Origin of the sequence: Maricurvus nonylphenolicus (genome assembly GCF_042854845.1) — a bacterium.
In the GTDB taxonomy this organism is placed as follows: Bacteria; Pseudomonadota; Gammaproteobacteria; order Pseudomonadales; family Cellvibrionaceae; genus Maricurvus; species Maricurvus nonylphenolicus.
This window is the reverse complement of record NZ_AP031498.1, coordinates 777,850-796,355: the sequence shown is the minus strand read 5'-3', so window position 1 is coordinate 796,355 and position 18,506 is coordinate 777,850. Positions and strand designations below refer to the sequence as shown.

At 47.7% G+C, this 18,506-nt stretch carries 12 protein-coding genes; 6 read left to right on the top strand and 6 right to left on the bottom strand.

The genetic code is table 11. From position 1 onward, the window contains the following. Nucleotides 1-104 precede the first annotated feature (104 nt). On the bottom strand, nucleotides 105-2,087 hold the full coding sequence (locus tag ACGHZ6_RS03375) for a phytase (protein ID WP_390617383.1): 1,983 nt from the start codon (nucleotides 2,085-2,087) through the stop codon (nucleotides 105-107). A gap of 72 nt (nucleotides 2,088-2,159) precedes the next feature. Next, nucleotides 2,160-5,024: a TonB-dependent receptor gene (locus tag ACGHZ6_RS03370; RefSeq protein WP_390617382.1), complete on the bottom strand. Its 2,865-nt coding sequence runs from the start codon at nucleotides 5,022-5,024 to the stop codon at nucleotides 2,160-2,162. Between the two features lie 484 nt (nucleotides 5,025-5,508). On the opposite strand from ACGHZ6_RS03370, the gene ACGHZ6_RS03365 reads away from it, so the two are divergent. The 3 genes from ACGHZ6_RS03365 to ACGHZ6_RS03355 are packed head-to-tail and all read left to right on the top strand — an operon-like array spanning nucleotide 5,509 to nucleotide 9,420. Then, on the top strand, nucleotides 5,509-6,447 hold the full coding sequence (locus ACGHZ6_RS03365) for a GGDEF domain-containing protein (protein ID WP_390617381.1): 939 nt from the start codon (nucleotides 5,509-5,511) through the stop codon (nucleotides 6,445-6,447). A gap of 1 nt (nucleotide 6,448) precedes the next feature. Next, entirely contained in the window at nucleotides 6,449-7,489 is a 1,041-nt protein-coding gene (locus ACGHZ6_RS03360; RefSeq protein WP_390617380.1) for a helix-turn-helix domain-containing protein, read from the top strand. Continuing rightward, a complete protein-coding gene (locus ACGHZ6_RS03355) occupies nucleotides 7,486-9,420 on the top strand; it encodes a PhoX family protein (RefSeq protein WP_390617379.1) in 1,935 nt (644 codons plus the stop codon). Before ACGHZ6_RS03360 ends, ACGHZ6_RS03355 begins: the two co-directional genes overlap by 4 nt. Before the next feature lie 9 nt (nucleotides 9,421-9,429). Here ACGHZ6_RS03355 and ACGHZ6_RS03350 read toward each other — a convergent pair whose 3' ends face one another. The 4 genes from ACGHZ6_RS03350 to ACGHZ6_RS03335 all read right to left on the bottom strand — a co-directional run bounded on the left by ACGHZ6_RS03350 (nucleotide 9,430) and on the right by ACGHZ6_RS03335 (nucleotide 14,402). Beyond that, complete coding sequence (locus tag ACGHZ6_RS03350) at nucleotides 9,430-11,109, bottom strand: hypothetical protein (protein WP_390617378.1); 1,680 nt, start codon at nucleotides 11,107-11,109, stop codon at nucleotides 9,430-9,432. Between the two features lie 57 nt (nucleotides 11,110-11,166). Then, nucleotides 11,167-12,060, bottom strand: coding sequence for a substrate-binding periplasmic protein (locus ACGHZ6_RS03345; RefSeq protein ID WP_390617377.1), 894 nt, complete (start codon nucleotides 12,058-12,060; stop codon nucleotides 11,167-11,169). Nucleotides 12,061-12,157: 97 nt separating this feature from the next. Continuing rightward, nucleotides 12,158-13,237, bottom strand: coding sequence for an amidohydrolase family protein (locus ACGHZ6_RS03340; protein WP_390617376.1), 1,080 nt, complete (start codon nucleotides 13,235-13,237; stop codon nucleotides 12,158-12,160). A 136-nt stretch (nucleotides 13,238-13,373) separates the two neighbouring features. Next, complete coding sequence (locus ACGHZ6_RS03335; RefSeq protein WP_390617375.1) at nucleotides 13,374-14,402, bottom strand: Glu/Leu/Phe/Val dehydrogenase; 1,029 nt, start codon at nucleotides 14,400-14,402, stop codon at nucleotides 13,374-13,376. Between the two features lie 144 nt (nucleotides 14,403-14,546). On the opposite strand from ACGHZ6_RS03335, the gene ACGHZ6_RS03330 reads away from it, so the two are divergent. The 3 genes from ACGHZ6_RS03330 (at nucleotide 14,547) to ACGHZ6_RS03320 (ending at nucleotide 18,455) form a co-directional block, all read left to right on the top strand. Continuing rightward, nucleotides 14,547-15,569 (top strand): AraC family transcriptional regulator ligand-binding domain-containing protein, encoded by a 1,023-nt coding sequence (locus ACGHZ6_RS03330; protein WP_390617374.1) that lies wholly within the window; start codon nucleotides 14,547-14,549, stop codon nucleotides 15,567-15,569. 169 nt (nucleotides 15,570-15,738) lie between these two features. Next, entirely contained in the window at nucleotides 15,739-17,145 is a 1,407-nt protein-coding gene (locus ACGHZ6_RS03325) for an MFS transporter (protein WP_390617373.1), read from the top strand. Next, nucleotides 17,142-18,455, top strand: coding sequence for an NAD(P)/FAD-dependent oxidoreductase (locus ACGHZ6_RS03320; protein ID WP_390617372.1), 1,314 nt, complete (start codon nucleotides 17,142-17,144; stop codon nucleotides 18,453-18,455). The genes ACGHZ6_RS03325 and ACGHZ6_RS03320 overlap by 4 nt, the downstream gene beginning before the upstream one ends. Nucleotides 18,456-18,506 lie beyond the last annotated feature (51 nt).

Sequence of the window (18,506 nt, the reverse complement as noted above, 5' to 3'; positions counted from 1 at the left end):
TGCCATTCCCGCGAAAACGGGAATCCATGAAATACGCGCGTACTTCCAACTGGATTCCCGCTTTCTCGGGAATGGCGGACATCTAGTAATATAGTGAGAATAATTTAGCGCCGCGATACAGCTTGCACAGGTTCCAACTGCAAAGCTACTTCAATACCTTCCCAAGCCACCAGCTTAAAATTCTGCCGCTGACTCGGCATCAGATTACGGCCATCCTGAACAACCAGTAACCCACGCTCAAACTCACCACCCAGGTTAGCGCTGGTTACAGCCAAACCATCGGTTTCTGAGCTACCATCGATACCTTTACGCGCATTGGCAGTCACTTTAAAGCGACCGACGAATTCCTGATTATCGCGTTTATACAACGCATAACTGTCATCCCCCTGACTGGAGACAACCAGATACCCCTCTTCACCTTCACCCAGGTACAAACTCAAGCCTTCAATATCGGCTACCAGACGACCTGATTCGATATTATCTACAAGCGTTAAATCAGTGTTAGCTTCGGGTTCAGCATCCAATGACCACACACCGTAATCTTCTTGACCAACATACAAGCGCTGCTGTTGATCATCGGCAACGCAACCCTCTGGCTGACCTTCCAGACTAAAACTACGCACCAAACGGGCGCGAGTACGACGCTCTTCCAGCATCAACTGCCACTGCTGGTAACGGCCACTCTTTTCATTAACAAAAACATGCACATCACCGCTTTGAGGTGACTGATATAAACAACCACCGTAGGGATCCTCAAAATCCGTTTTAACCGCATTGGCACTCAACAGCTTCACCAAACCGGTATCGGGATCAATGGTAAAGATATCCACAGCACCAGTGCTGCGATTGGTAGCCATAGCTAAATCAACCAGCTTTTCCCCTAGCTGCACACCATAACGGATATCCACATTATTCACTTTGCCACGGGCGATAAATTGCTGCTGCTTGCCCTGCAGATCATAAACGATCAAACCCGCTTGCTTGTCGGTTGCCAGAATTCGGCTTTGTGCGGGATCGTTAGCATTCACCCAAACTTCAGGGTCATCTGCCGCATCGCCATAACTGCTTACTACATCGGTTTCTACCGAAGCAGCAACATAAGCCGTGATCACCTGATGGTTGTCGATAGAATTAGTCGCAGGCAAGGATTTACCAACGAAGTGTAAAATCTGGTCGCCTTCATCGCTAACCGCATACCAAAGCCCTTGATCTGCGGGAAATGCTGCGGACACACTGGTAATTTCCCAGTCACTATCCGATGCCGGTAACGTCAAAGCCTGTAGGCCACTACGCAAACTGTGCAACCAGGCCTTATTGTTACCTTCTTCTGTGATCAGTAACTGCTTCTTATCCGCCAACCACTGTATATCACTTACCGCTGTTGTGAGTTTGCCAAGTGGTGTCTGGGCCTGCAAAATACTTCGGCCCTGATCGGCCTCTTCATCGGCATTCACAGTCAATATGCCCACCCCTAACTGGGCAAGAAATAGCTGCTGCTGTTCATCATTGGCACTACAGGCGGCAACCTCTGGCCCTACCGCCAACGCTCTAACTTCAACCCAACTGGGATTTTGCTGAACATTGACCAGCATCATTTGGTGCACTAAACCTGCCTCGGTAGCAACAAAGCTATACAGCTGGTTTGTATAAGGCTGCTGATATAAACACACACTGGTGAGTTCACTATTCCAGCGCTGCTGCGCATTAATCTCCTTAAAATTTTGCTCTGGTAAATCTAGCTGAGCCAAACGTAGCTGATTGGATTTTTCATCTACAGCGGCAATCCACCCCTGAGCAGAAGCATCCAAGCGTATATCAAACGACTGCACCTCACCCAAAGACAAACGAGAAACCTGATCACCCTGCTGATCAAATACCACCACGCCATGACTTTCGCTGGACGCCAGCACCCAGTGTTCACCACTCTCGGCAGCAACCGCTCGAATACGTTTGGATTCCAGAGCCTCAATGGATTCTGAACTGGACAGGTATTGCAGGGTAGAATCTTGTAACTGACAACCACCCACGATACCAGCTGTCGTTAGAGCGGCCAGCGCAGAGATAAACAGATTTCTTTTCATGTTCATATTTTTTGTACTAATCGAGCAATAAAAATGGCCCGGCAGAGCCGGGCCTAGTCTTGAGGAAAAACTGCGTTATTAGAAGTTACGGTAAGTAATACCCAATACGAAGGAAGGACCATATTCTTCGTATTGTGCATTGTATTTGCTCTTACCGTGGTAACGATAGTAAGGCTCATCGTTAATATTAATGGCGTTGAAATAAAGCTGCATGTTATCGCTCACGTCCATTTTGGCCGTCAAATCGATTTGCATGTGGTCATCTTGATACAAATCGTTGGCTTCGTCCTCCAGATCCAGCTCAATCAGACGCTCGCTCTTATAAGCAGCTGACAGGCGCAGACTCCAAGGACCTTTCTCATAACCCAATACCAGGTTACCGACTTCGTCGGCCTGCTCTGGAAGATCGATATTGGTATCTCGATCAACATCTACCCCTAGGTCAAGATCGGCATCACTTTGTGTAAAGGTGGCGTTAGCTTGAACCAGGAAGCCATTTTCAAAGCTTTTGGTATAGGTTAATTCCAGACCGTAGAGATCGGCGGATTTACCGTTAAGAGGTTTGATAACTTCGTATTCATCCAAATCGACCGTGTAACCTGGCGCATAGGTATCAGGATCTACGATTGAACTGGTTTCAGCTTTGAAAATGAAATTATCGATTTTCTTATAGAAAGCTGATACACCAAAGGCACCAATATCACCTGGATAAAACTCGAAACCCAAATCGAAGTTTTGAGATTCATAAGGATCCAGGTCCGGGTTACCGGCTTCAACTTTCAATTCGTAAGTGTTCGAAGAACCAATTTCTTCGATTTCGATCTCGCTAGGAGATGGATTCACATCACCAAATGATGGACGAGCAATTGTTTGCGAATAAGCTGCTCGTAACAGCATGGTATCGTTTAAACGATAACGAGCATTAATACTTGGCAATACATGGCTGTAATCTTTATCAAATTTGTTAGCTACAATTTCAGCATTATCACCATCTACTAATCGAGCATCAAAACCTTTTGCCTCAAAGTCAGTTTGTTCATAGCGAACACCATAAACCAAGCGAAGATCATTAATATCTACACGGCTCATAATATAAGCTGCTTTAACGTCTTCGTTGATGGTGTAATCACGAGCGGATGATACAGCGCTTTCTGCTATTGCGTCAGAGCTCTGAAGACCGGTACTACCAATAACATTTCCGTCAATAAAGCTGTCAATTGCACTTTCGCTCAGACTTGGACCAAAGTTACCTACATCATAGCTTACCAAGCCATCGACAAAGTTATCCATGGTAGTGCCCGTTAGGGTACCAAATTCATCATATATTTCGGCATTAACGTCATCGATTTTTTCGCGATTAGTCATTTTCGCACCGAATTTGACATAACCCGGATGACCGTTAAATTCCATTTCGCGAGTAATATCGAAGGTATAAGTGAATTGCTCGTCTTCAGTTTTATTATCTTCGAGAACAATTTCTTTCAATTCGAAGTTATTTGCATCGAAAGCATTTGAAGATGCAAACAGATCTGGAGTTTCCCCCAGATTTGTATAACCCATCTGAGTAATAGGGTTTATTTCTTCAAACTCTGTATCACGGCGACCAGGCTCATTCTCTTCAGCTTTGGAGTAACCTACGGAGTATTCATAGGTCCAATCATCAACCATATTCATACCACCCAGAACGACAGAAATAATCTTCTGCTCTTCATAGCGGTCCTTAAAATCACGCCGCATTTCAGCGTTATCCCAAGTAGCAGAATTTGCATCAATACTGTTCAATGAGCCATCTTCAAACTTGTACTTAGTGCGCTGACGATATTCTTGATCTTCAAACTCACTGTACAAAGTACGCAGGTAGTACTCAGAGGTATCAGATGGACGCCAGTCCAGATTGAAAGCCAAACCTAAACGCTCACGCTCTACTTCGTAGTCACGCTGCTGAAGTTCTTTAGGACCGCGGGTACCGGCACCATCAATATCAGAGTCCCATTCACCGTCACCTTCCATTACCTCAGAGCCGAATTCACGCTCCTGCCAGCTGACTGCAGCCGCAACGCCCAATTCACCGCCATTCACATCAAATACATTGGTGAAAGAGCCAGCAACTTTAGGACTGGTTTCGCCTTCCAGATCGTTGTGGTTGGCTTCTGCAGACACTTTGTAGCTCATACCGTCACGATCAAAAGCAGAAAGGCTTTTAACTTCAATATTACCGCCAATGGTAGAGCCATCCATATCCGGGGTAACAGTTTTAGTAACTTCCAAACCTTCCAGCAGGCCAGATGGAATCACATCCAAAGCCACAGAACGACGATCACGCTCAGGGGCAGGAATATTTACACCGTTAATAGAAGCACTGTTCAAGTTAGGATCGATACCACGAACACCAACAAAACGACCTTCACCCTGGTCACGTTCAATAAATACGCCTGGTACACGCTGTAAGGCTTCACTGACGTTTTCATCCGGGAATTGACCAATGGAGTCAGCAGATACGACAGATTTGAAGTTATCCGCTGCACGCTGCTTATTCAAAGCGTTGTTAGCACCTGCGGCCTGACCAACTACAATCACGTTCTCGATGGTATCGACATTCTCACCAATTTTGATACTTTCACGCGTAGTGTTGTCATCGGTGATATTAACCAGTTGCTGAACAGACTCAGCCCCCAGGTAATCAACGATCAAAGTGTAGGTGCCAGCAGGTACAGAATTAAACGAGAAGCGACCGCCGTTGCTGGAGCTGGATTCCAGCTTCAGTTCTTTTAAGCGAACAATAGCGCCATCGAAGTAAACCTTACCTTGCGTATCACTGATACGACCTTCCAGTCGGCCATCAGCATTGGCATTCAGCGCGCAAAAGAATGCACCCGTTGCCATCAGTGTGGTGATGGATGCTTTTTTCAATCCACCTTTATTGAACCCCAATTTCTTAATCATGGTATCCCCAATCACAGTCTTTATAGTTGGTTGGCTATCAGAGCCGGCCGTCAATCCCCAAGACAGAACAACAGGCTCATACTTTTGGTTGAAGTTAACGAACGCCAGAAAAAGTAGAAGTAGTCTGTGACAGCAGGGTGACAGAATTAAGACAGGCCAGGCCGGCCAGCCACTTTTCAGGGATTTTGGATGGGATTTATCAGGTATTTGAGCCAGATTAACCCAGTCAAATGAGCTAACGCCAAGCCAGGAAAAACAAAAAACGTTTGAAAAACAGCAAGATAAGGTAACTGATACCAATGGCAGAGAAATATGACAGATCTGGCCGCCAATTTGTGTGATCTCTTTTGACCCTTATCAGCACATATCAAGTCAGTAAACTGGCCAGTAAATTCAAGGGGCTGCAAGCAATATCTGTCGCCCTACTGTCATATAAGCATCATAGAATTGTCGCATTTAGTTTGTTTAGGATTCAGGCGAATTTATGAAAACCCAGGCTCATCTTCATACTCTAAAAATCTGTTGGCTTATTCTGAGCCTGGCTTTGGTATTTACCGGCAATGCGATTCTGGGTGATGTGAAAGCGTTTACTGATATCACCTGGCTGGATATTTTCGGTGAAGGATCGACACTGGCTTTATCACTGTTGTTTGCCGGATTTATTTTGCATAGCCGACCACGTGGTCAGGTCACCAATATGCTGACAATCGGCTTTATCTGTTTTTCTGCCGCCATGCTGCAAGATATTCTCGATGAAATCTTTGTACTCACCCCTAGCATGTTATTCGATGATGCCATCGAATCGGTCATTGCACCCATCGGCATTTGCATTCTGGCCTATGGACTGTATTTATGGAGTCAGGAACAACAAGCTATCAACGAGCAATTGCGTCGCCGGGAACGCTTCTATAGGGAACACAGTTCCATCGATTACATCACCGGGCTCTACACCGCGCCGTATATGGAACAACAAATTAAATTTGAACTGGAGAGCCAACAGGCAAGCAACGAAGCCACAGCTATTATGCTGTTTGATATTGACGGTTTCGACAGTTTCAACCGTCAATACGGTGATGCAGAAGGTGATCGTTTATTAAAACAAGTTGCTGACCTGATTGTAATGAATATCCGCCGTAACGATTTGGCCTGCCGTTATGCGAGTGATCGCTTTATCGTCCTGCTGCCAAGCACTGCTCGCAGTACAGCCGAGGTAATGGCTACCGAAATCAGTCGCTCCTTGCACAGCTTGTCATTCCACACCGGAAGCAACACGCAGGCTATTCATATCGAGTTCACTCACGCTGTAGCCGATCAAACTGATGGCACCAGCGCTCAGCATATTGTCAATACCGCTAACCGCATGCTCGAACAGCGTAAACGCGAAAAAAAGGAACAACGCCAACAGCTCAAGGTGGTTGCCTAAGATGCTGAACTTCTTCTATTGCGACGACAAAATTCTTCCTCTGGGGCAACTGCCAGCTACCATTATTGAGCTGGGGCAAAATGCTCGCCTGGATACAGCCGCTGCCCTACGGGGCACAGGCATTTTTTTGGAAGATATTGCCCGTAATGAGAAGCAAATAAGCAGCGAGCAATTTTTACGCTTGTGCCAAAATATGCAAAGACAGGACAAACGTGGTGACTTGGCACTACGGTTTGGCCGACGTCTGCCCTATGCGATTAGCGGCGATTTGCTAAAAGCGATCAGCAACGCCAGCCATGTTGTTAACCTACTGGAAATTATCCGTAATCAATGCCGCCTGTATTTTCCTTTTGTCTGCTTGCACCTTACGCACAATCGTGGCTTTTATGCATTGGTCATAGCCGACGGCTGTGGCCTGGGTACTCAAGCAGCGTTTATTAAGCAGAGCTTTCTGTCATCGCTGGTTACCCTAATAAAGAACTATCACCTCGATAGCAGTAGCTTGTCATTCTTACTGGAATTCGATCAACCCGAAAACAACGCCCAGCTGGCGACCTATCTTGGATCACAAATTCAATATAACGCACCTGTCACCGGGCTATTAATCCCCACCACATTAGCCCAACAACCACTTTCAGAATCCAGTGACCTGATTCGTCAACAATCACTACGGGATTGTCGCCATATTATCCGTCGCCTGGAAGGCCGTTACGGGTTTGTCGAATCCCTGCATCGTTACATGTTGCGGAAAATTCCTAAAGAAACTGTCACCCTGCAAAGCTGCTGTGATGCGTTTCGTATAAGTCCTGCAACCATGAAACGTCGATTAAAGCATCACCAAACCAATTTTCAATACGAATTGGATCAAGCCAAAAAGTTACTGGCGCTGTCCTATATGGTCATCGATGACATGACCAACGAAGCCATCGCGCAAAAACTCGGCATCAATGACAACGCCAACTTCCGCCGCTCTTTTAAACGCTGGACAGGCTTACTGCCCAGCACATTACGTAATCAAATAACACTTCGTGAAGCCTTATGACATCCTCAAAGAAAACAGGTAACGCATTAAGTCGTCGTGCATTTTTGAAAAATACCGGTAAAGGTAGCGCAGCCATTGCTGCCACCGCTACAGTTGCTGGCCAGCTCAGTGGCTGTAGTGATCAAAGCAACAGCCTCAGCTTTACTGAAATTCCGCACAGCCTTGATCACCAACATCACATTCCAGAAGGTTATCAGTCACAGGTGCTTATGAGCTGGGGCGATTCACTGTCTAACGAAGACACCTTTGCACCTGCCACGCTAACCGCAGAACAGCAAGCGACGCGCTTTGGCTACAACAATGACTTTATTGGCTTTATGCCACTGCAGGATAAAGCTGATAACAGCATGCAACACGCCAAGAGTGGTAATAGCCAGCGTGGCTTGCTATGCATTAACCACGAATACACACAACCGCATTTAATGTTTAGCGGCTACCAGAACGAAGAAGACGGTGAGCTAAATACACGCAAAGAACATATTGCGATTGAACATCAAGCCTGCGGCCACACCATTATGGAAGTGGCACTTGACGGTGACCAATGGCGCGTAATTAAAGACAGTGACTACAACCGTCGGATTACTGTAACGACACCTATGCAAATCACTGGCCCTGCAGCCGGTAATCCGCGCCTGCAAACAGCCGCCGATCCAACAGGTACCGAGGTGTACGGCACCCTGGGCAACTGTGCTGGCGGTAAAACCCCATGGGGTACGGTACTGATTGCCGAAGAAGGTTTTGGTGGCGCCTTTATGGGCGACCTCAATAGCTTGCAGGGTGATGATGCCAAAGAACGCGATAACTATGAACGCTTAAGCATTGGCAGCAGCGACAACCGCCAATGGGGTAAACACGAACCGCGTTTTAATATCGAAAAAGAACCCCGCGAAGCCAACCGCTTTGGCTGGATGGTGGAATTTAATCCCTATGATCCACATTCCAAGCCTCGCAAGCTAACCACGCTGGGCCGCTTTGAGCACGAGGGCACGACCATTGTAGCCAAACCCGGCCAACCGATTGTGGCTTACACTGGCGATGATGATGAATTCCAGTTCTTCTACAAATTTGTTTCCAGCAATAACTACAACCCAGATGACTATGAAAGCAACCTAGGCTTGCTTGAAGAAGGTACCTTGTACGCCGCACGCCTAAACGAAGACGGTAGCGGTGAGTGGTTACCTCTGGTGTACGGGCAGTCATTCCTGATCGACAGGTTTGGTTTTCACTCCCAGGCGGATGTATTGATTGAATGTCGCCGAGCTGCGGAAATGATTGGCGCCACACCAATGGATCGCCCGGAGGATATCGAAACCAACCCGGTTAACGATTGTACCTATGTGATGCTGACCAAAAATAAAAAACGTAAAACCACGGATCCCGGCAATATGCGCCCGAAAAATACCGCTGGCCATATTCTCGAGATACTCCATCCTGGCAAAGACGGTAATCGTGATCATACGCAACTGAAATTTAACTGGAATACCTTTATTCTGGGCGGCCACCCGAACAGCGGCAACCAGAATGAACGCGGTTTTTATGGTACCGGCCCTAAAGGTGAAACGGTTACCGAAGATGGTTGGTTTGCCACCCCAGATAACCTCGCTTTCGATAAATTGGGGAATATGTGGGTCGCCACCGACGGTTGCGAAAAGTTTCACTTCCACGACGGCCTGTGGGCTATGCCAACCTCGGGCCCTTACCGCGCCCTGCCGAAACATTTCTTTGGCTGTCCTTTAGGTGCAGAGATCTGTGGCCCGGAGTTTACCCCGGACGGCGAAACCCTGTTTCTCGCGGTGCAACACCCGGCGGATGCCGATGGTTCTACTTTTGATAATCCCGTGCATCGCTGGCCGGATTTTGATGATTCATTACCGCCACGCCCGAGTGTATTGGCTATTCGCAAGAAAGGTGGCGGGCGAGTAGGGTCTTAAAAGCAATAGTTAGAAAATCTTTGCTGCCAGTAGATTTTCGACTAAATCCAGCTGCTGCTGATGGGTCACCCCGTCACGCAGCAGTTCGGTGTTATCCACCAGTTTATCCACCTGCTTGTTTTTCTCCCAGCGATCTACCACCTTGCCCTCGTTGTACTCAGTGATGGTTTCCTGGTTACTATAATGCTGGCTGATGGTGGCAGAGATTAGATCGAGATCATCATACTGCTGATGACTGACGATCTCGAATTCTCGCTCGATAGTGTGATGGATAAAGGTCTGGTGGGAAAAATCCGGATTTTCAAGATGCGGGGCGGCGCTGAAGAAATCTGCATCCAACTTCATTTTTTGCTGTTGGGTTATTTCCAGTAGATCCCGACTTTCCTCAATGGTGGTTTCCTGAGATAACTGGAAATCCTTTATCCCCTCATACAAACCACTGTTCTGATTGCCCTTTAGATTCTCTGCAGTTTCACCCACCTTGGCATCCAGTACTTCCGAGGAACGCATCGGCAATTCCAACTCGCCTGCAAACGTCAGTGAATAATCTGCTAAACCTGTAACCATGGCATCACTGCCTTCTGGCGGCAGGAAATAGAGATCCTGGTGAATAGCACTGAATGCATTTTGAATATAGTTTTGCTGCTGACTGGTAGCTCTGGCATCCGTTAGCGACTCACGAATAATATCCTGCTGCTGTGATAAGGCTAAATCTTTTTGAATATGCCTACCTTCAGTCGCCCCATGTTTGTTGATCAACAATTGCAGGGTATTACTGGAACGGCCTTCTTTGGCTCCACTATCCCATTGGGACTCGTTATTAGTCCAGGTGATATCCAGCTTGCGTGTTTCTTCGGCATCTTCCAGGGTTAATTCAAAGGAAGCATCGGAGCCCTGTAATTCCAGATTCACACCGGCAATTAACTTACTGTCAAAGAGCTTCAACGAGCCCAGATCTGGCGTAGCTTCGGGGTTGGTAAAGAAATCCCGCGCAAAAGCACCGAGTCCCTTGGCAAATTCAGCCAGGGCAGTTTTCTCTTCTTCAGACAACTCACCTTCAACACTGTAATTTAAAGCGATCTCCTGGAAGCTATAAGTGCCGGCATCTTTCTGTTCAGCCATGCCAGCATTCATGGCATAGGAAAAGGTGATCACATCGCCATCACGTGTGGTTAACTGAAGGGTTAACTCCGCCTGTGTAGTCGTACTGAACGCCTTGCGATTATCCAGCGCCAATGCGCCCAGCTCTGTTTTGGCTGAACTTATGGAGTTTTCGGCATGCTGTTGATATTCGGTGTAATCACCTTTAATCAAATCCCCCAGAGTAAACGCTGTACGCCCCCAGCGACTGCTGTCATTAAAATCTTCCAAGCCTGATGCCAGGCGCTGGTCTATCGGGTTTTTGAATTCGTCTTCGGAAGCACGGCTAAATCGGACCTGCCGTTGCAGTGCCTGAGGCTCATAAAGCTCGGTGTCATCCGCCCTTTGGGTGTGGCTAAAAGTAACACTGTCGTTTACCGTGGTTACTTCAAAGGTTGGATTGAGGCTCTGATTTGATAATAGATCAGGAAGAGAATCAGCTGACTTATTGGTCACCGCCTGTTGAAACTGCTGAGGTGACTGTTCTGAAACCTGCAGATTGAGACCTGCAGAAGCCAATCCGGCCTGTCTGAGCTGTATTGCGTCCATGTCATCCCTCGATAAATCTGGGGTAGTCCAGACTTATCGACCTCAAGAGGAATAACTTTAGGGTTTTTCTGCTGAAGATATGAGCTGCCGGATGCTGGTGCAGGCAGTAGCTTTCTCAATACGGGGTAGCAGGTTTGTGCCAAACGACGCCAGGTTATAATCGCTAAAATGCCTGATCAACTCACCCTGACGCTTTAGCTCAACCAATTTGGCCCAGAAATCACGACATAACAAGTCGGCCTTTTCTGTTAGCTTCTGACTGGAAAACCCGAGGTGGATAGAAGCTTCGATCACCGGGTATTTCATCACCATGTCAGCGGATAACCTGTCATTCCAATAACGGACGGTTAGCGGATCCATCAAGGCAAAATCTATTCGCCCCGCCAAAAGAGACTTGACCATGCTCTCGTTGGAATTGAAATAAACCACATACTTTTTCTTCTGAAGGGACGTATGAGCATCAGAGGAACCCGCTCTTAGGAAACCTGCACGAAAGCCCGATAAATCGGACAAGAGTTCAATCGTTTCTGGATAAGGTTTTTGAGGGCGTCGTCTAGCATTTATGTAATAGTTCAAAGGCATCTTAAAGATTGGCCCTGGCGTCACTTTCACCGAATCCACCGGGGGCAAATCGATCTCTCCCGGGATCATCAAAACCAATGCTATATCGACCTCTGCAGATACCAATTCCGCAATAATTCTTCCATGCGGCAAGGCTCTATACTCAATGCCCTCACCCATTTTCTCCGAAAGTAATTCCAGAAACTCAATTAATATACCGGATGCCTGTCCGTCTTTATCGATATAACTAAAGGGTTGTAGTTCCTGATAAACAGCAGCCACAAGAGGACGGGACTGTTGGGTGTCAGCCCCAGTATTAGAAGATGAATGGAAAGGTAACAGAGCACCAAGCAAAGCCACAAGAAATGCAGCTCGGCTAAAACCTGACATAACAACACCGGGGTTTTATTAAGTTCCCCTGAAGTATATACCCGGCATACCCTGGCTTCCATCTGTGACCAAGATCCATCCCTGGAAACACTACCTGTTACAGCTTGATTCGATACACCCGCCGAGCATTGTCTGCTAATAACTTTTGCTGATGCTCTAGAGGCCGTCCCTGTATTATTTGTTTATAAACATCGTAGAGCTGCGAATAACTGATTGACGTGCGATCAGGGGCAAAGTGCGAACCGAACATACAACGCTCTACACCAAACTGCTCGATAACAAAATCGACCAGAGGTTGTAAACGATCTACAAGCTCAGTCGCTGTCGGTGCATCTTTACGGTACTGCAAACCCCAACCCAATTTGGCAAGAAACAGCCCCGTTAACTTAACAACCACATTCGGGTTTTCAGCCAGGCGAGCCATACCTGCCTGCCACTCTTTCAAAATACGATCACGCTGCTCGGGCGTTTCACCGTAACCGGCATAGGGCCCCATCACGCCTACCGGCGTACCCGCATGACTGAGAATCATGGTGGTATCAGGGAATTGCTTAGCTAACTCGCTAAATTCATGTAACTGGTGATGCAAAACAAACGCATCAAAAAGCAAGTCATGCTCGGCTAAAATCTCCATCCCCTGCAGCCACGCTTTACTTTTATGGATATTCTTTTCCCGAGCGTGATGCGCCAATGCGGGGTCATCACTCCAATCGATCATATCCCGAATGCCAGCAAACTTGGGGCTAGCCTGTTGATGCGCAGCCAACACGCCTCTTAAACTGTCAGTCTTTTCTAAATGCGCATTACCGACAATAGCGCCTAACTCTACTGTTACATCAGCGGGTTTGGAGGCATAAAGATTGTGAAGATAAGCCGTTTCCTGTGCCCGCTCAGGTTCGGATTTCACCTGCCAACTATAGGGCGTACAAACACCGGCAATGACATTATGACCGTTGATATCACGCTGATAATTCTGTGGTAAATATGGCTGGCATAAATGATCGACCCGCCCACCTAATGATGAAACTAACGATGCAGGCATCGCCTTTTTGGCTGCCCAGTGGTACAGCGATGGGTTCCACCCCAACAGTTTGGCTAATGGACGCAAGGCATGCGGAGTATTGGCTGGATCCCACTGGTGAAAGTGAGCATCAATAATTTCAATATCAGTAGACATAGTGTGTGCAGACATAAAGGATAAAGTGAATAAAGAACCCCCATCAAACTGATGGGGGGTTAAGGCAATGCGCTAAATGAGCATAAAACGGAGAGAGAGATGTTCAGCGCGTTTCCTTGATAAAAGTTGAGAGTAGCTACTTAGCCGCGGTGATGATTTGTTCGGCTAATTGATCTGCCGCCAGCTGAGTACCAATATTCTGTTCGTCGGCCAGATCGATAATTTGCTGACTGGTGGTCGAGATTTTAGCGAGCATGGCCTCTCGGGTGGCATCATCCAAACCCGCAAAGCGACAAGCGCCAGAAATAATACCGCCCGCATTAATCGCATAATCCGGCATAAATAAAATATCGTGCTCCCTGAGCAACTGATCATGCTCAGGTTTTGCTAATTGATTATTCGCCGCGCCACAAATGATGCTGGCTTGTATCTGGGGGATTGATTCATTGTTCAGAATGGCTCCGAGGGCACAAGGCGCAAACACATCTACATCAAGATAGGTAATCTCTTCAGGGCTTACGGTTTCAACACCTAATTCTGTCACTGCTCGATCAAGAACTGCTTGATCAATATCAGTAGCAACAACTTTCGCACCATCATTTACCAGTAATTCAGCCAGGTGAAACGCCACTTTACCCATGCCTTGAATCGCAACTTGTACGCCGGCCATCGTATCGCGCGAAAGCTTATTACGCACAGCCGTTTGCATCGCCAGGTACACACCCTTTGCTGTATCCGGTGCGGTATCTGCCGCCTCACCGCGAGCCACGTAAGAGGTTTGACGAGCAATAACTTCCATATCTTCATCACCCATACCAACATCTTCACCCGCACTGTAACGGCCACCTAAACTGTCGATAGCTTTGCCCAGGGCTTCTAACAACTCCGGTGTTTTCGCTGTTGCAGGATCTCCGATGACTACTGTTTTTCCTCCACCTAATGGCAAACCTGCAAGTGCCGATTTATAGGTCATACCTCGACTTAAACGCAGTACATCAGCCAGCGCCTGTTCGCTATCCTCATAAGCACGCATGCGAATACCACCAGCGGCAATACCGAGCGTTGTATCATGCAGGGCAATGATGGCTTTTAAACCACTGGACTGATCAGATACAAAAACAACCTGCTCGTGGCCACTGAATTCTTCGTGATTAAAAACACTCATGCTTATACCTATTACTTATTAGCTATTTAAGGGTTATCCACCACAGCCATTCTATGGAAAGCACGTTCTTGCTGCTTTGCAAAGCTCGCCTAAAAATTGATAATATGTGCCATACTTCACTCAGGTGTTGGTAAGGCGTAGTCAATGAGACAACAACAAACTCAATCGCAAAAACCCGACATTCGTCGCTTCCATCAGGAATTCCAGCGTCTTTCCATTGATACCACTGATATCTATAAACAGCTGAATATCAGCGACGATGTTGTTGAAGCCGATAACGGCAGTATCAGCATGATTAAGTATTATGAGCTGATGGAATTGGCGGCCGAAACCAGCAACAGGCCTTACCTGGGAATTGAGATGGGACTGGCCTGCCAGACCAGCGACTTGGGTATGCTGGGCTATATGCTACGCAACGCGCCAACCTTTGAACGCGCACTGGAATTGCTCCACAACTACATTGTGATTCTCACTCCAGAAGCCAGTACTTCACTGATAGAAGAAAGTGATAACTGTATTCTGACCTATCAAATATCCAATAGCTCACCAGAGAAAACCCGTCAGTCGATGGAAATGACAATCACACAATATATCCTGATGATTCGACATATTTTGCAGGATGATCACTGGCAGCCCGAACGTATTTATTTCGAACACTCACAGCCGCCTGCTGAGGTGTTAAAAGATTTCCCCTTGGGGGGCGAGGTGATTTTCGACCACTTTTTTAGCGGTGTCAGCTTTCCCAAAGATTTAATGCAGTACGCCAATAATGACTTTGACCCCAAGCTTTTAGAGTTACTGGAAAATCAGGTACTGCAAACACTGAAAGATCATATAGTCTCGGATTCCCTGCTGGATCATATCCGTCTGCTTATAAGCTCCAATCTCGGCAACACCGAAATCACCGCCGACAATGTGGCCTCCGAACTGGGTATGAGCCGTCGCACCATGCACCGCCGATTAAGTGAAAACGGCACGACCTTTAACGCCCTGCGTGAAGAAATTGTGCTGCATATTGCCAAGGAAAGCCTGTCAAAAACCAGTGCCAGTATTACCGAGTTGGCCCACAAACTGGGCTACGCCGATTCCAGTGCCTTTGACAGGGCTTTTAAGCGCTTAACCGGCAGCAAACCTCTGGAATACCGTAAACAGCATTCTCCCCATTAAGCACTCACCACAGTACTCGCCCATTAAAGTAGCTGTCTCTCAGGGACACACTGCATTCTGACAATGACACATATTGTCTGTTTTTAGTCTTCTATTGTCAGGCTACACCAACGCCATTTCCCTAGAATAATCTCACCACAGTATGCACTTTTCCTGGTGGGAGGTTTTCTTGCATCACAAATCCGGACGATTAAAATCGGGCGCATTACTGGCCTATGCCAGCCCCGCGATACCCATCGCCGCCATGGGTGTTCCCGTCGCGATTTACCTGCCACCCTTCTACGCTCAGGATATGGGCCTGGGGCTTACCGTGGTGGGCGTCGTGTTTATGCTCGCCCGTATTTGGGATGTCATTACCGACCCGGTTCTGGGTGTTTTGTCTGATCGTTTTCCGTCTCGCTGGGGCCGACGCCGGCATTGGATTGCACTGTCGGTGCCGATTATGGTTCTGGCAGCCTGGAAGCTGTTCTTACCCAACCCGGACGATGTGACTGCGTTCTACCTGATCACCTGGATGCTGATTATGTATATCGCCTGGACGCTGTTATCAGTCTCGCACATGGCCTGGGGCGCAGAGCTGTCCCCCCAATACCACGAACGCTCTCGTATTCAGGGTGTCCGTGAAATCGCTATTCTAATCGGCGCTATCGGCGTATTGGGTTTACCGGCAGTAATTGAGCAATTCAACCCGGACAATGTGGGCGCAGCCCGCATGGCTTCCATGGGTTGGTTTGTGATTATCTTATTGCCACTCACTGTCCTCTGGGCGGTAACCAAAGTCGGCGAACGCCCCAATCATCATGAGACCCCGCATGTTTCACTTTTAGCCAGCTGGGAAATCATCAGGCATAACGCCGAGATGCGGAAAATATTAATTGGCGGTATGTTCACAGGCGTCAGCGTCGGCATTACCGGCGGTCTGTTTTTATTCTATGCCTCAGACATTCTGCAACTGGGTCAGCTCTCCAGTGCCTTCTTGCTACTTAACTTTGCCAGCGGTATCGCCATAGTCCCCATTGTCATTTCCATTAGCGGGCGCTTTAGTAAACATGCCATGCTGTGTGGCTGTGTGTTTCTCTATGCGCTCAGCCTGAACCTGCTGTGGTTTCTACCTCCGCAATCACCGCTACTCACCGCACTCACCATGATGATTATGGGTATCTATATGGGCTCTCCCGCATTCTTGTTGCGCTCAATGGCCGCCGATGTGATTGATGAGGACACCATAAAAACCGGCCATAACCGTACCGGTTTATTTTTTGCCATTTACAGCATGACCGACAAAATTGGTAACGCCATAGCCATCGGCTTTACCTATATTGTGTTGGATGCCATCGGTTTTGCTCCCGGCGAGGTGAACACAGCGGAAGATATCACTGAATTTAAAATTCTCTTTATTGTGCCGTCCCTCATTCTCAATCTGATTATTGTGAAAACAATGATCAACTTTCCTATTGATAAGATCAGGCAACAAAAAAACCAGCAGATCCTTAAAGATCGCGCCAGTACTCACGTGAGCACCTCACCAGAAAGCCGTACGTCGCTGAGCTACGTAACCGAAGAGAGCAGACCATGAATACCATAAAAAAACACCCGCAGCTCGATGGCGATATCGGCTGGTATGAAATGTCGCCCTATAAAGATGAGATATTGGGTAAAACCCACAGTGGCCAATCAAACTATGACTTTGTCATCATTGGTGCAGGTTATACCGGTATGGCCACTGCCTCCCGCCTTGCTGAACACTACCCACAAAGCAAGATTGCCATCGTCGAAGCCTTGCGTGTTGGTCAGGGCGCATCAGGGCGAAATTCAGGCTATGTTGTTGATCTGCCGCTAAGTGCCGTGGGTGACAATATTAACGCCAGCAAAGAGCAACAAAGCTTTGCCTTAAACAAGTTTGCCATCGAGTGTTTGCGTGAGAAAGTGAATGCGCACAATCTAGCAGTGGACTGGTGCGATAGCGGCAAATACGCCGCAATTCACGAAACCAAACATATACCGATACTGAATAACTTCGCCCGCATGCTTGATGCGATTAACGAACCTTACGAGCGGCTTGATCAAGCGGAATCTACCACGCGACTGGGCACAGAATTTTATACCCATTCGATTTACACCCAAGGCATGGTCGTTGTTAACCCGGCGTCACTGATTATGGGGTTAGCCAAAATCCTGCCGAACAACGTCGACCTGTTTGAAAACGCCCCCGTGCGCCGTATAGATTTAGACGGCACACCAACTCTGCACTTCGATCACGGCAGTATCTGTGCGGGCAAGCTTGTATTTGCGGCTAATGCCTTTAATGAAAGTTTAAAAGCCGGTAACAATCGTATAGCTCCAATGATTACCTATTCCAGCATAACCCGCCCATTAAGTGGCAAGGAGCTGGAAGCGTTTAAAGGGATTAACGAATATGCGATTCGCTCCGCTCATGCGGCGGGCACCAGTATCCGATTTACAGCCGATAAGCGTCTGTTGATTCGCAACAGTATTCGTGCGGCCTTAATGGATAATCGCAAGGCCTTTAACAAAGCGCGGCAAAAACACCAGCAGTCGCTAGTCAATCGCTTCCCCCACCTGGCCCACGCGGGTTTTGAATATACCTGGTCAGGTAATATTTGTATCACCCTGAACAAGGATCCCCTGTTTGAGCAGATTGGCGAACACACCTATTCCGTTGCCGGTATGAACGGTGCCGGTGTGGCCAAAGGAACCTACCTGGGCCACTACATGGCGGACTTTATCGCTGGCGTGGAAAGCCCTGAGCTGAGCTTTATCCAACAGCACAGCCAACCCAGTTGGGTGCCTCCAGAGCCGTTTCGTCATATCGGCGCCAGCCTGGCTGCGGGTTATGAGGAATATTCTGCCGGCAAGGACGTTTAATCCCCTTGGCGAACGACAAGCTGTCATATCCGCCCAACATAATGATGGGCG

Bases quoted from the DNA above. Each gene is read 5' to 3' on its own strand.
- ACGHZ6_RS03375 (WP_390617383.1), bottom strand. From the start codon at position 2,087: ATGAACATGAAAAGAAATCTGTTTATCTCTGCGCTGGCCGCTCTAACG.
- ACGHZ6_RS03340 (WP_390617376.1), bottom strand. From the start codon at position 13,237: ATGTCTACTGATATTGAAATTATTGATGCTCACTTTCACCAGTGGGAT.
- ACGHZ6_RS03360 (WP_390617380.1), top strand. From the start codon at position 6,449: ATGCTGAACTTCTTCTATTGCGACGACAAAATTCTTCCTCTGGGGCAA.
- ACGHZ6_RS03355 (WP_390617379.1), top strand. From the start codon at position 7,486: ATGACATCCTCAAAGAAAACAGGTAACGCATTAAGTCGTCGTGCATTT.
- ACGHZ6_RS03335 (WP_390617375.1), bottom strand. From the start codon at position 14,402: ATGAGTGTTTTTAATCACGAAGAATTCAGTGGCCACGAGCAGGTTGTT.
- ACGHZ6_RS03350 (WP_390617378.1), bottom strand. From the start codon at position 11,109: ATGGACGCAATACAGCTCAGACAGGCCGGATTGGCTTCTGCAGGTCTC.
- ACGHZ6_RS03365 (WP_390617381.1), top strand. From the start codon at position 5,509: ATGAAAACCCAGGCTCATCTTCATACTCTAAAAATCTGTTGGCTTATT.
- ACGHZ6_RS03370 (WP_390617382.1), bottom strand. From the start codon at position 5,024: ATGATTAAGAAATTGGGGTTCAATAAAGGTGGATTGAAAAAAGCATCC.
- ACGHZ6_RS03330 (WP_390617374.1), top strand. From the start codon at position 14,547: ATGAGACAACAACAAACTCAATCGCAAAAACCCGACATTCGTCGCTTC.
- ACGHZ6_RS03320 (WP_390617372.1), top strand. From the start codon at position 17,142: ATGAATACCATAAAAAAACACCCGCAGCTCGATGGCGATATCGGCTGG.
- ACGHZ6_RS03345 (WP_390617377.1), bottom strand. From the start codon at position 12,060: ATGTCAGGTTTTAGCCGAGCTGCATTTCTTGTGGCTTTGCTTGGTGCT.